The 13,151-nt window shown below is 67.1% G+C and carries 9 protein-coding genes and 4 pseudogenes; 11 read left to right on the forward strand and 2 right to left on the reverse strand.

From position 1 onward, the window contains the following. Positions 1-95: 95 nt before the first annotated feature. From NHL53_RS07465 to NHL53_RS07500, 8 genes and pseudogenes are all read left to right on the forward strand, one after another. Entirely contained in the window at positions 96-1,637 is a 1,542-nt protein-coding gene (locus NHL53_RS07465; RefSeq protein WP_433776228.1) for an ABC transporter substrate-binding protein, read from the forward strand. Beyond that, positions 1,637-3,145, forward strand: a complete 1,509-nt coding sequence (locus NHL53_RS07470; protein ID WP_433776229.1) for a chlorohydrolase family protein — start codon at positions 1,637-1,639, stop codon at positions 3,143-3,145. The genes NHL53_RS07465 and NHL53_RS07470 overlap by 1 nt, the downstream gene beginning before the upstream one ends. After that, the gene (locus NHL53_RS07475) at positions 3,075-3,929 is read left to right on the forward strand and encodes an aspartate/glutamate racemase family protein (RefSeq protein WP_433776230.1); all 855 of its coding nucleotides are present in this window, start codon (positions 3,075-3,077) and stop codon (positions 3,927-3,929) included. The genes NHL53_RS07470 and NHL53_RS07475 overlap by 71 nt, the downstream gene beginning before the upstream one ends. Continuing rightward, positions 3,926-5,179: an amidohydrolase gene (locus NHL53_RS07480; protein ID WP_433776231.1), complete on the forward strand. Its 1,254-nt coding sequence runs from the start codon at positions 3,926-3,928 to the stop codon at positions 5,177-5,179. Before NHL53_RS07475 ends, NHL53_RS07480 begins: the two co-directional genes overlap by 4 nt. Then, positions 5,176-6,261, forward strand: a complete 1,086-nt coding sequence (locus NHL53_RS07485; protein ID WP_433776232.1) for an ornithine cyclodeaminase family protein — start codon at positions 5,176-5,178, stop codon at positions 6,259-6,261. Before NHL53_RS07480 ends, NHL53_RS07485 begins: the two co-directional genes overlap by 4 nt. A 281-nt stretch (positions 6,262-6,542) precedes the next feature. Next, a pseudogene (locus tag NHL53_RS07490) lies at positions 6,543-6,812 on the forward strand (transposase); the annotation flags it as partial. Between the two features lie 219 nt (positions 6,813-7,031). Then, positions 7,032-8,129, forward strand: a complete 1,098-nt coding sequence (locus NHL53_RS07495) for an IS110 family transposase (RefSeq protein WP_433776233.1) — start codon at positions 7,032-7,034, stop codon at positions 8,127-8,129. Positions 8,130-8,157: 28 nt separating this feature from the next. Next, positions 8,158-8,859: pseudogene (locus NHL53_RS07500) on the forward strand (DDE-type integrase/transposase/recombinase); the annotation flags it as partial. Position 8,860: 1 nt separating this feature from the next. On the opposite strand, the gene NHL53_RS07505 reads toward NHL53_RS07500, so the two are convergent. Continuing rightward, complete coding sequence (locus tag NHL53_RS07505) at positions 8,861-10,237, reverse strand: IS30 family transposase (RefSeq protein WP_433776234.1); 1,377 nt, start codon at positions 10,235-10,237, stop codon at positions 8,861-8,863. Positions 10,238-10,322: 85 nt separating this feature from the next. Between NHL53_RS07505 and NHL53_RS07510 the strand changes: the two are divergent. Next, positions 10,323-10,613 (forward strand): annotated as a pseudogene (locus tag NHL53_RS07510) (transposase); the annotation flags it as partial. 147 nt (positions 10,614-10,760) lie between these two features. On the opposite strand, the pseudogene NHL53_RS07515 reads toward NHL53_RS07510, so the two are convergent. Next, positions 10,761-10,967 (reverse strand): annotated as a pseudogene (locus tag NHL53_RS07515) (transposase); the annotation flags it as partial. Positions 10,968-11,148: 181 nt separating this feature from the next. Here NHL53_RS07515 and NHL53_RS07520 point away from each other — a divergent pair. Next, entirely contained in the window at positions 11,149-11,799 is a 651-nt protein-coding gene (locus NHL53_RS07520) for a TetR family transcriptional regulator (protein ID WP_433776235.1), read from the forward strand. Between the two features lie 311 nt (positions 11,800-12,110). Continuing rightward, the coding region (locus NHL53_RS07525) for a collagen-binding domain-containing protein (protein ID WP_433776236.1) at positions 12,111-13,151 on the forward strand (1,041 nt) is incomplete at its 3' end.

A 13,151-nucleotide genomic window follows, 5' to 3' on the forward strand; every position in this document is an offset into this window, starting at 1 on the left:
GCTCGGGGCCGCTCCCTTCCCCTCATGTCCCGTCCTCACACCGGTTCGCACCGCTCCCTCACCCCATCCCCATTCCTTCCCTGAGGAGACCTCCCATGTTCACCAAGAAGCGCAGCGCCGCAGTCCTCGCAGCCGCCGTCACCACTGCTCTCACGCTCTCCGCCTGCAGCGGCGGAGGCAGCGGGGGCGGCGGAGACGAGAGCGATGTCCCGGCGGAGATCGTCGTCGCCAAGGAATCCGAACCCACCCGGGTGGCCGACCCCATCATCGACGGGTCGCTGGCCGGCTACAGCTGGTACTACGCGCTCTTCGACACGCTCACGATTCTCACGCCGGACGGGGAGATCGTCCCCCGGCTGTCGACGGAGTGGGAGTCCTCCGACGACCTCATGACCTGGACGTTCAACGTGCGTGAGGGCGTGACGTTCACGAACGGCGATCCGCTCACCGCCCATGACGTCGCCTTCACCTACAACCAGATCCTCTCCGAACCGGATTCCTCGCCGCGCTCCTACATGCAGCCGCTCGAGAGCGCAGAGGCGATCGACGACACGACGGTCGAGTTCCACCTCAACACCCCGTTCTCCCCGTTCCCCTCCATCACCACCTCGGTGTCGATCGTGCCGGAGGACACCTACACGGAGATGGGCAGCGAGGCCTTCGCCGAGGCCCCGGTGGGCTCCGGCCCGTATCAGTTCACCAGCCGGAACGTGGGTGTGGACTACGTGATCGAGCGCAACGACGACTACTGGGGAGAGCAGGCCCCGTACGAGAAGATCACGTTCCAGACCATCGCGGACGAGGACGCGCGCCTCAACGGCGTCCTCTCCTCCAGCGTCGATGTGGCTCTCATCGCCCCCAACCAGGTGGACTCCGTGAGCGGGGCGGCGGAAGCGATGTCGCAGGAGTCGAACGGCGTGACCTTCTTCGGCATGAACAGCACGGAGGGGCCGCTGCAGGACCAGAAGGTGCGAAGGGCGGTCGAGCTCGCGATCGACAAGCAGTCGCTCGTGGACAACGTGCTGGACGGCCGGGCATCGGTCGCCTCGCAGATGATCGCACCCGCGGTGGCGGGCTACGACGACTCCCTCGAGGTCAGCGACTTCGACCCGGATCAGGCCCGCGAGCTCCTCGACGAGGCCGGCTACGACGGCACTCCCATCACGCTCTCCTACGCCTCTGCCGGGCGCATCCCGCTCAGCGCCGAGTACGTGCAGGCGGTGCAGGCGATGCTCCAGGACGTGGGCTTCGAGATCGAGCTGGAGGGCATGGACCAGTCGACCTTCAGCGACCGGGTGTACTCCGACAAGGACATGCCCGGCATCTACCTCAACACGTACGCTCCCTCGCAGATGGACGGCGATCCGGTGATCGAGGACATGTTCGCAGGCGGCTACAACGACTACGCCATGGAGGACGAGACGGACGAGCTCGTCGACCTCACCCGCGAGACGGAGGGTGAGGAGCGCGTTGAGGCGTACGGCGATCTGATGCGCTACAACGAGGAGAACTCGCTGCTCATCCCGCTGTACGTGCCGGACACCAACTTCGTCGTGTCGGACGACGTGGAGTTCGATCCGCGTGCGGACGGGCTCTACCTCTTCTTCCCCATCGGCGGCGAGGCAGCAGCAGAGTAATGGCGACAGCAGACGCACAGCAGGGCGCAGCAGATGCGCCGGTGACTCGCGTGCGGGCCGGTCACCTGCTCGCCTGGGACGGTGCGGATCACGTGCTGCTGAGGGATGCGGAACTGGTCCACCGCGGGGCGGAGATCGTCTTCGCGGGGCACGGCTACACCGGCGAGGTGGATGAGGAGGTCGATGCGCGCGGCTCCCTCGTCATGCCGGGTCTCATCGACCTGGACGCGCTCACGGACATCGACCACTGCCTGCTCGACTCGTGGGGCGACCGCGAGGAGACGGGCGGGTTCAACTGGTCGCCGGAGTACGCCGCCGATCCCACGGGAGCCCTCACCCAGGAGGAACGGGCCCTCATGCGGGAGTACGCCCTCGCACAGCTGGCGCGTCACGGCGTCACCACATACATGCCGATCGCCTCCGAGGTGCATGCGCAGTGGGCGGAGACGTGCCGCGACTTCGCAGACGTCGCAGAGGTGACCCAGAGGCTGGGACTGCGCGGGTACATGGGGCCCTCCTACCGGGCCGGCGTGAGCGTGTACGGCCCGGAGGGCGCGGACGTCCACCAGGACGTGGAGCGCGGCGAGGCAGGATTGGCAGAGGCTCGCGCGTTCCTGGACCACGCAGAGTCCCTCGACACGGACCTCGTCCACGGGGTTCTGCTTCCCTGCCGCATCGAGACGCTCACGTTCGAGCTCATGGAGCAGACGGCGCAGCTGGCCCGCGAACGCGACGTCCACGTGCGCCTGCACTGCCTGCAGGGGGCGAAGGAACCTGTCTACACGCAGCGGTTCTGGGGGATGGACGTCGTCGAATCGCTCGAGCGCTCGGGCCTGCTCGAGGCGAAGCTGCTCATCCCGCACGGCCGTGAGCTGGGTGATCTGCGGGATCCTGAGGTCGCTGCCGGAGCAGAGGTGCAGGCGCTGGTGCGCCACGATGTGCCCATCATCCACTGCCCGCTCACGTCCGCGCGCTACGGCTCCGCCCTGCTGTCCTTCGAGGCGTACCGCCGGGCGGGTCTCACCATGGTGCTGGGGACCGATTCGTTCCCGCCGGACCTCTTCCGCGGCATCGACGTGGGTGTGCAGCTGTCCAAGATCGTCGATGAATCGCTGGCGGCGGGGCGCGTCGACGACTATGTGCGTGCGGCCACCTCCGTCGCGGCGGACGTGCTGGGCCGGCCGGACCTGGGCAGGCTGGCTCCCGGGGCCACGGCGGACTACATCGTCGCCGACCTCACGGACTTCGCCACCGGTGTGGTGGACGATCCCGTGCGCACCCTCGTGGTGAACGGTTCGGGGCGCGACGTCGTGCGCACCGTCGTGGCCGGGCGCACCATCATGGCCGACGGCGTGGTGCGGGGGGTCGACGACATGGATGCCCTGGCCGCGCAGGCGCAGGAGCTGTTCGCCACGCTGCGCAGTTCGTACGCCGATCGTGACTACCGTCATCGCAGTGCTGATGAGCTGTTCCCGCCGGCGTTCACCACGGAGGGTTCACCCGCATGACGAGGGAGCACTAGTGAGCACACCCGAACGCCGGATCCTCGTGGTCAACTGCAACACGAATGCGGAGATGACGCGGGCGATCGGGGCGACGGCGCAGTCCGCAGCGTTGCCGAGCACACGGATCACGGCGCTCACCCCGCCGTTCGGCCCGGAATCGGCAGAGGGCTACTACGAGAGCTTCGTCGCGGCGGCCGGGATGCTCGCGGCCGTGGAACAGGAACCAGAGCACTTCGACGCGATCGTGCTGGCCGGGTTCGGCGAGCACGGTCGCGAGGGGATGCGCCAGCGCTGGGACGTGCCGGTCGTGGACATCACAGAGGCCGGCCCTCAGCTGGCGCAGCTGGTCGCGCACCGGTACGGGATCGTCACGACACTGGACAGCACGCTCCCGCTCATCTGGGAGAGCCTGCGCGGGGCCGGTCTGGACGCGCGGTGCACGGACGTGGTGGCGGGAGACATCCCCGTCTCCGGCATCCACTCCTCCGTGCGCGCGGCCGCGGCCGCTCTGGAGCGCTGCTCCCGGGACCTGCTCCGGCGCGGTGCGGAGGCGATCGTTCTGGGGTGCGCCGGTTTCGCGGGCCTCGACGCGGAGCTCCAGGACCGGCTGGGAGTTCCCGTCGTGGATCCCGTGGCCGCCGCGGTGCGGATGGCGGAGGTGCTGTGCCGTTCCGGTCTGCAGACGTCCCGGCACGGTGCGTACCGACCGGTGAATGAGGACAAGACGTGGAAGATGTGGCCGCCGCACGAATACCAGACAGCTCAGGATCCGAGGGGAGAGGCATGAATGACGCGCTGATCGCGAACGTCCGTCCGTGGGGCGGGGAGCCTGTGGATGTGACGGTGCGCGCCGGGACGATCGCGCAGGTGGAGCCCGCCGGAGCTGAGGCGCCCGGGAAGGATCCCACGGGCCTCTTCCCCGCATCGGCGGGATCCGGGCAGGCGCCGGGGAGCACCGTCGACGGTGCCGGCAGACTCGCCTTCCCCGCGTTCTCGGACGTGCACGTGCACCTCGACTCGACGCGCGTGGGGCTGCCCTTCCGACCCAACGACGTCGTGCGGAAGAGCCTGTGGTCGTTCATCCAGAACGACCGCGACCACTGGCGCGAGGCCGAGGCCTCCGTCTCCGAGCGCGCCTCCCTCACCCTGGGCCGGGCCGTGGCCCACGGCATGACGCGGGCGCGCAGCTATGCGCAGATCGACGCGGACTGCGGGCTCGAACGTCTGGAAGGGGTGCTCGCCGCGCGTGAGGAGCACAGGGACCGCGCACAGGTGGAGGTCGTCGCATTCCCTCAGGCCGGCCTGCTGCTGGAGCCGGGAGTGCCCGCGCTCATCGAGGAAGGTCTGCGCAGCGGCGTCGACCTGGTGGGCGGGATCGATCCCTGTGCGCTCGACGCCGATCCTCGGCAGCACCTCGACACGGTGTTCGACATGGCCGAGCGCCACGGAGCACGGATCGACATCCATCTGCACGAACCCGGAGAGCTGGGTCTGTTCAGCGCACGGCAGGTGATCAAGCGGGTGCGGGCGCTCGATCTGCGCGGGAGGGTGACGCTGGCGCATTCCTTCTTCCTCGCGGGGATCACGGAGAGCCAGCGCGCCGATGTGCTCGCGGACATGGCGGAGCTGGACATCGCCCTCACCACCGTGGCACCCGGCGACAGGGGAGTGCTCCCCATGCTGGAGATCATGGACGCGGGAGTCCGTCTGGGCCTGGGTCAGGACGGGCAGCGCGACTACTGGTCTCCTTACGGCAGCACGGACATGCTCGATCGCACGTGGCAGCTGGCCTTCACGAACAACCTCCGCCGTGACGAGGACATCGAGCGTGCGTTCGAGACCGCGACGCTGGGCGGTGCCCGGGTGATGGACGCCTCGGCATCGTTCGGACCGGCTCGGGGATTCGACGTGGGCGACCCTGCGGACTTCGTGCTGGTGCCCGGCGAGCTGCCGGCGCAGGTGGTCATGGACCGGCCGGGCGGGCGCACCGTGGTGCACGGCGGGCGCGTGGTGGCCGAGGACGGTACGCTGCTGTGACGCGGATCCTCACCTCGGAGCAGGTGGAGGGGCTGTTCGCCGGGGCCGAGGCGCGCGACCGGCTGCGGGGCGCGCTCGTCGCCGTGCACCGCGGCATCGCCGAGGGCCGCGTGCTCCAGCCGGCGCCGCATCCTCTGGCGGACCCCGCACTGGATCCCGCGGACCGGCCGGCGGTGGTGCCCATGCTCGCCCACGATCTGGAGACCGGGGACTTCGTCGTGAAGGTGCTCGCGGACGCCCCGGCGAACCGTGCGCGCGGGCTGCCTGCGCAGCGGTCCTCGGTGGCGCTGTTCGACGGGGCGACGGGTGTGTGCACGGCGCTCATCGATGGCCGTGCGCTCACCCGGATCCGCACGGCGGCCGTGACGGCCGCGGCCACGGATGCGCTCGCCCGGCCGGATGCGGGGGTGCTCGCGCTCGCCGGGGCGGGTCCCCTTGCGGTGGAGCACGCGCGTGCCCTGCTGCGGGTGCGCCGCTTCGAGAAGGTGCTGGTCTGGTCGCGGTCGCAGGAGCGGGCGCGCGAAGCCGCGGGGCAGATCCGTGCGGACGCAGCGCAGCCGGTCTCCCCTGACGTGATCGTCGCGGAAACCGTGGAGGAGGCGGTGCGGGCCGCCGATGTCGTGTGCACGCTCACCCCGGCGGTGCAGCCCTATCTGCGTGCGGAATGGTTGCGGCCGGGCGCGCTCGTGAACGCGGTGGGCTCTCCCCCGCGTCCGTGCTTCGCAGAGCTCCTGCCTGAGGTCTTCTCCCGCTGCGCGCTCACCGTCGTGGATGTGCGCACCGTGGCGCTGGCGGAGTCCGGGAACGTCCGCGGCGCCCTGGAGGCAGGAGCCGTGGAGGAGAAGGACCTGGTGGAACTGGGCGAGGTGCGGGGAGGCTCTGCGGGCGCTGCCGGGTCTGCTGTCGAGCTTGCTGGTTCTGCTGATGCCGGCGGCGACGCTGCGCGGGTCGAGGCGCTCTCCGCGAGCGACGTGCGCGTCTTCAACTCCGTGGGCGTGGGCGCGCAGGACCTCGCCGCCGCGCGCCTCGTGCTCGCTGCTGCGGAAGGCGCACAGGTAGGGAGCACGGCGCCAATCCGGTGATACGGGGCGCTGCTCTGGTGAGCGCAACGCGGCGATGCAGGGCATCGCGACCGAATCGACGTGTTCCCGCGCCAGCTTCGCAAGCGTCCGATCCCGCAGTTCGAATCTCCTCGGCTCCACTCGAGAATGGTTGAGACTTTCGGGACTGCTGAAGGTCTTGGGGACTCTTCTCGTTAGGCCGCGGATGCGGTCGGTGTGGTCATGATTGCTTCGAACTCGACGGGTGATTTGAACCGCCGCAGGTTTGATGCCGCGTCTTTTCTGGTTGGAAGGATGGCGTCATGCCGAAGAAGATCGATCCCGCGCTCAAGGAACGAGCTGTCCGGCTCGTGCGGGAGCACCGCGCCGAGTACCCCTCGAACGCGAAGGCCGTCGCCCGGCAGGAGGGTGTCGGGCGCGAGAGCCTGCGTCGGTGGGTGATGCAGGCCGACATCGACGCGGGCGACCGTGACGGTGTCACCAGCGAGGAGGCCGCGGAGATCCGTCGCCTCAAGGCCGAGAACAAGCGGCTGCGGGAGGACGTGGCGATCCTGAAAGCGGCCGCGACTTTCTTCGCGTCAGTACCAGACTGAGGGTGTCCCGGCGGGACTGGCTCGTTTTTTCGCTGTCCTTCGTGGCTTGTCCGCGATGTGCCGTCCCGCCGGGGCCCGCGGTGCTGGAGGTGGGCGTGGCCTGATAGGAGCCTGCTGGTTCGAATGCCCCACTGAGGCGTGCCCTCCCGCGTTCGGCACCGCTGCTCGAGCAGTAACCGACCTGTGGAAGGGACTGTCATGACTGTCGTCGGGATCGACGCTCACAAGGACTGGCACACGCTCGTCGCGGTGGACGAAGTGGGACGCAGGATCAAGGAGCTCACGGTCGAAGCACGTGCCGCCGGGCACCGGAAGATCATGACCTGGCTGGAAGCCTTCGAAGACGTCACTGTCGCGGTCGAGGACTGTCGACACTTGACTCGTCGGCTCGAGGCGGATCTGCTCGAGGCCGGCCATCGAGTCGTGCGCGTGCACACCAGGTTGATGGCTGGCATGAGGCGTAGCAGCCGCGAGCGCGGGAAGTCGGACCCCATTGACGCCGAGGCCGTGGCCCGGGTGGCACTGCGCGAAGAGGGCTTGCCGACCGCTGAGCTTCCGGGCGCTTCCAGGGACATCAAGCTCCTGTCTGACCATCGCAGGACCTTGGTCGCCCGGCGCACTGCGATGCAGTCCAAGGCTCGCTGGTTCCTCCATGAAATCGATCCTGAGCTGGAGATTCCCTCTCGTGCTCTGCGCCGATACCACCTCTTGGACGAGCTGATCGAGTACCTGGAGCCGGTCGAGGGGGCGGTCGCCGAGATCGCTCTCGACCTCCTGGTCGATATCCGAGAGCTCACCGTCAGGATCAACGCACTGGAGAGCCGCCTGAGCCGACTGGTGCGGTCAAGTCATCCCTCGCTGGTCGCCGTGCCGGGTATGGGCACCTTGGGCGCAGCGATGATCATCGGCGAGACCGCGGGGATCGCCAGGTTTCGCTCCCGCGGTGCTTACGCACGGTTCAACGGCACCGCGCCGATCCCGGTCTGGTCAGGCAACAAGGTCCGTGTTCGCCTCTCGCGTGGAGGGAATCGCACGATCAACACCGCCCTGCATATGGCTGCCCTCACCCAGATCCGGATGGGCGCTGAAGGCGCCGTCTACTACGACAAGCTCATCGCCGCCGGCAAGACTCGCAAAGAGGCGCTACGGCTACTACGACGTCGACTCTCGGACCGCGTCTACGCGGCACAGCGAGCCGACGTGGTCCCCACCGTCCAGGCGCCTGCGAGTGATGGTCCATTGGGGCCGCCGACGATCGAGGATCCCGCGTCCTCGATGACGCTCATGGCCGCCTGAGCGATCGCACTTGACATAGGAGCATCGGGGAACTCGACCCCCGCAACCGATGATCATGGGTTTCATCGACCAGATGCGGGCCCAGGGGCATGCGGTCGAGTCGATCCTCCGCGTCCTGCAGCAGCAGGGCGTGAAGATCGCCGCGCGCACCTACCGGGCGTGGAAGCAAGGCCGCATCAGCGCGCGGACCGTCACCGACGCGTTCGTGGTGGACGCGGTCCGCGACGCCGCCTGGCACGATGAGACCGATCCCGCGACGGGAGAGGTGCGTCGGAAGATGACTCCGGAAGGGCTCTACGGGCGTCGGAAGATGACCGCGCTGACCCGCCGCACCGCGCTCTCGGACGCGTCCTGGGGTGCGGTGGACCGGGCGATGCGCCTGCTCACCCTCGAAGGCGTCAAGCGGGCCAAGGCGGTGCGCACGACGATCCCCGGGAAGGGCGGCGTCCGGGCCGGGGACCTGCTGAACCGGGACTTCACCGCCCCGCGCCCGGATCACACCTGGGTGATGGACTTCACCTACGTGCGTACCTGGGCCGGGTTCGTGTACGTCGCGTTCATCCTCGACGTCTACTCGCAGCGCCTCGTCGCCTGGCACATCCAGACCACCAAACACGTCGAACTGGTGATGATCCCGCTGCGGATGGCGCTGTGGGAACGCGAACGGCAAGGCCACCCCGTCGCCGCCGGTCAGCTCCGCGCACACTCGGATGCCGGGTCGCAAGGCGGATTCAACTGGTGGTCGCAACACCGCTTGTTTGCAGCAAGTGTAGGTGTTCGTCGAGTGCTTCAGCCGGAGTTCGCCAACCGAGTCGTTTGCGGGGTCGTGTGTTGAGGGCGTGGGCGACGGCGGCGAGGTCGTCTGGGGCCCAGCGTGAGAGATCGGTGCCTTTAGGGAAGTATTGACGGAGCAGCCCGTTCGTGTTCTCGTTCGTGCCGCGCTGCCAGGGGCTGTGAGGGTCTGCGAAGTAGACCGTCAGGCCGGTGTCGATCGCGAACTGGGCATGAGCGGACATCTCCTTCCCGCGGTCCCAGGTCAGCGAGCGTTTGAGTTCCGACGGCAGAGTGCTCATCGCCCTCGCAAGCGCGCGGTTCATCGACAGCGCCCCGTACCCGGATAGCGCCGGCCCGTTCTTGACGATGGGCTGTTCCCGCCACCCGTCCTCGCGGGGCAGGTGAACGAGTGTGGTGAACCCTGTGCTTCGTTCAACGACGGTGCCGATCGCGGACCGATTGAGGCCGATGATGAGATCACCCTCGTGGTGACCAGGTATAGCGCGGTCTTCCGCCTCGGCGGGCCGCTCACTGATCAGGACATCGGCGGTGACATGAGCCCACGGCACTCGCTTGGACCTGGCCCGCGGCATTCGCAGAGCGCGTCCGGTGCGCAGACAGAGGATGAGCTCGCGCTTCAAAGCGCCGCGGCCCTCGATGAACAGTGCCTGGTAGATGGCCTCGTGGCTGATGCGCATGCTGTCATCATCGGGGAAGTCGAGCTTGATCCGGTTCGCGATCTGCTCCGGACTCCACCCCGACACCCACTGACGGTCCTTCCGGTGAGGCTTGTTCCTCCCGATCCACTGTGGTGATACCGGCCCGGTGACGATGCTGCCGTCGGGTCTTCGGATCTGGCCGGAGAGTCGCTCCTGGACGTACTCACGCAGCCGACGGTTCGCGGCCAGCTTCGCGACCTTCGGTCTTCGCGCGAACAGCTCCGCCTTCCACTGCGCAACCGAGGCTCGGTAGTCCAGCTTCCCGCCTCGCGTCGCGGCGTTTCGGCGCAACTCCCTCGAGATCGTCGATGGACTACGTCCCAGCGCTCTCGCGATCGCCCGGACCCCGCTGCCGGTCGCCTTCAAGATCGCGATCTCCTCGCGCTCAGCCAGCGACAGATACCGGCGCGACGGTGCCGGCCATGAATACGGTGTCATACCGCCTGATTGTCGGAACCATCGCGACCCCATTACCGGCGCCACGCCGATAGCGATCCCGGCCTCAGTCGGGAGCAGCCCTGTGCTGATCTTCGCCCAGAACTCACGCTCCCGCGCACGCGGGTGCGAGGGCGCACCGGGCGACCGCATCGGCGCTCGTCCAGTCACTTCCTTCATCCAATTCGATGGTCTTCCCACAACACCCTCCGGTCAGGTGTTGCTTCCACCGGTTGAGTCCAGTCAATACACCGCGATTTCGTACACGGAGACACTCGCCCTCGACGGCATCGCCCCCTCGATCGGGTCCGTCGGCGACGCCTACGATAACGCCCTCATGGAGACGATCAACGGGCTCTACAAGGCCGAATGCATCCGCACCACGATCTACCACGACGGCCCTTACAAGACCATCGCCGACGTCGAGTACGCGACCGCCGGCTGGGTCGACTGGTACAACCACCGCAGGCTCCACGGTAGCCTCGGCATGGTCAGCCCGAACGAGTTCGAGCAGGCCCACTACGCGGCCCCCACCGAGGAACCGCTCCCCGCATAACAGCGGCAGAGAACCTGCGGCGGTTCACTTCAGCTTGCGGTCGAGCTCCGCGGCCGCGAAAAAAGCCGACGCGGTCTTCAGGATCTCGTTCGCCCGCCGCAGCTCGCGGACCTCGCGTTCGAGGGCGGCGATCTTCTGCGTGTCCGCGGTCGTGGTGCCCGGCGCGTCGCCGGCATCGATCTCGGCCTGCCTCACCCATGTGCGCAAGGCCTCGGGATGGATATCGAGCTGCTCGGCGATCCGCTTGATCGCTCCCGTCTTCGTCGCGGGGTCTCGGCGCGCGTCCAGCGCCATCCGTGTCGCGCGCTGTTTGAGCTCCTCGCTGTACTTCCGTGGTGCTGCCATGACTCTCATCCTTCACTGGTTTGAGAGCCTCCATCACACCCGGGGCGCTTCAATCACGTCCGTTGAGCACGGGCAACGCCCGCAGGCCGATCCGTACCGTGAACGCGGCATCGGCTTCTGACCGACTGAAGGTTCCGGTGCTTGACGTGCAGCGGCGGGTAGAATCGCCACTGATCGGAGGGAGCGGTGAGTGACAGGTGCAGACACTCGCAGAGCTATCGCGGAAGCGGCAGCTCAGGAGTTTCTCTTGCGTGGATATGCGGGCACTTCGTTATCTGCGGTTGCCGAACGTTTAGGTCTCACTAAAGGTGCTCTGGCCTATCACTTTCCTACCAAGGCTGATTTCGCGAATCATTTCATCCGGACACTCCGTGCTGCCACTGCGCAAGCAGACGCCTACGCGAATTCCGAATACCCCACATGCGGCGCCCGAAGGCTGTTACTGCATTTCATGGTGATGGGGAGTTGGAGTGCTACCGTGCCATGCTACGCAGCGGGAATGGCGTTGTTCACCGATAGTGCCTCGCCCACGTTCGAAGCGGACGACGTGATTCAGGACTGGCTGGCGCTGAGTATCGAAGCGCTCGAAACAGCCCGCGAGCCTGCCCCCAGCCCTTCTACGCTTGAAGCGGCCGAAATCTTCTTGGTGACGAACCTCGGGGCCGCTTTCTTCGGACGCCACGTTCGACTGAATATGCCGGGAACACAGAAACTACGGTTCGTGCGCGCAGGGCTTAAGGCCGCAGGCGTCTCACACGTGGATCAGCATGCTGACGACGTTCTCAGCAAGCACGACGGCCGCCTTCCCGCCTTTGACTACGCCCGTATCGATGACCACTAATCTCCCGCAACGGTAATCAGTCGCTGCCACTCACGGACTCACACAAGCACGCACCCCTAAGGAGACGCCGCTCTCCCTGCCCGCGAGGACACAGTTTGCGCTACGTACAGGTCTAGACTAGCGTCTAGTAGACGGGCGTCTACGGGGTTGTGGGGTGCACCCTTGGGGCGCTCTTTACGTGTCTGCGGCACCTCAAGGGGAGATTTACTTTGGCGAGATCATCACGCCCACCCGCTCTCGCGGGCTGGAAGCGGGCTCTATCAGGCATTGGGGCCTCAGCCCTGGTTGCTGGCGCGATCGTGGGCGGAGGCGTGTCGGCTGCGACAGCAGCCCCGACGACGTTCAACCCGTTCGACATCAACAACGGTTTCACCACCGTCGCACAGGGAGACATCACCCTCAACAACGGGGAGATCGAAGGCTCGGTTGCGGCGTTCGGGTCCATCTCAAGCGGGAACCAGAATGGCTACCCCGTCGTCCACTCCGCGGCTGGCGAGCCTGACTACACCGTCCCGAGCGTGGATGGGACGCCGGTGAGGATCCTGGCGGACGTGTTCGCGGGGCCCGGGTCTTTTGATCTGTCGAACCGTGACGACTCCGGCACGATCAGCCCGGATTCTCCCGAAGCAAACGCTGCTCTCAAGCTCGTCAACACGGACGGGCTTCAGGGCTCCGACCGCAGCGGTTTCCTGCGCCTGACGAACTCCGACGATGGAAACATTGACCTGAAGAGAGTACCGTTCTCCGGGTCAGACGTCGCGAACTACGAGACGGCCGAATCGTCGGTCGCCGCATACTTCCCCGACATCGATGCGCACGTGGCACAGACGAACCAGTGCCTTGCCTCGATGTATGAGCCAAGTCTCGGTCTGGCTCACGCAGTTGATCTGAACGATCAAGGCGGTATGGCGTTCCCGAGCGGGTTCGCGACCGATCGTCCGAACGTGATCGACTACGCCGACATCGCTGGTAAGACGATCAAGATGGACAACGCCGACGGATACGTTCCCACGGCTGACGCGCCTCTTGTCATCCGTGTCTCAGACGGCACCACAAGCATCGGGCAACTGAACTTCGAAGGTTGGTCGCCACAGGCGGGTGCCCAGCAGTCGCTTGCCCGCTACATCATGCTCGACATGTCCGACGTGACAGGCGACGTTACGATCGATGGTCTTGCGCTGGGCTCGATCTGGGCCCCGAACGCGAGCCTGCACTTCAACTCCGGTGTCACCACCAACGGGCAGTGGTTCGCAGGCGGAGACATCACCTCAGCTGGCGGTGGAGAGATCCACCACCACACCTTCCTCGGTAGCCTTCCTTGCGGCAACCAGCCCACGGTCCCGGCGGATCCG

The organism is Microbacterium sp. gxy059 (assembly GCF_050958665.1).
Classification (GTDB): domain Bacteria; phylum Actinomycetota; class Actinomycetes; order Actinomycetales; family Microbacteriaceae; genus Microbacterium.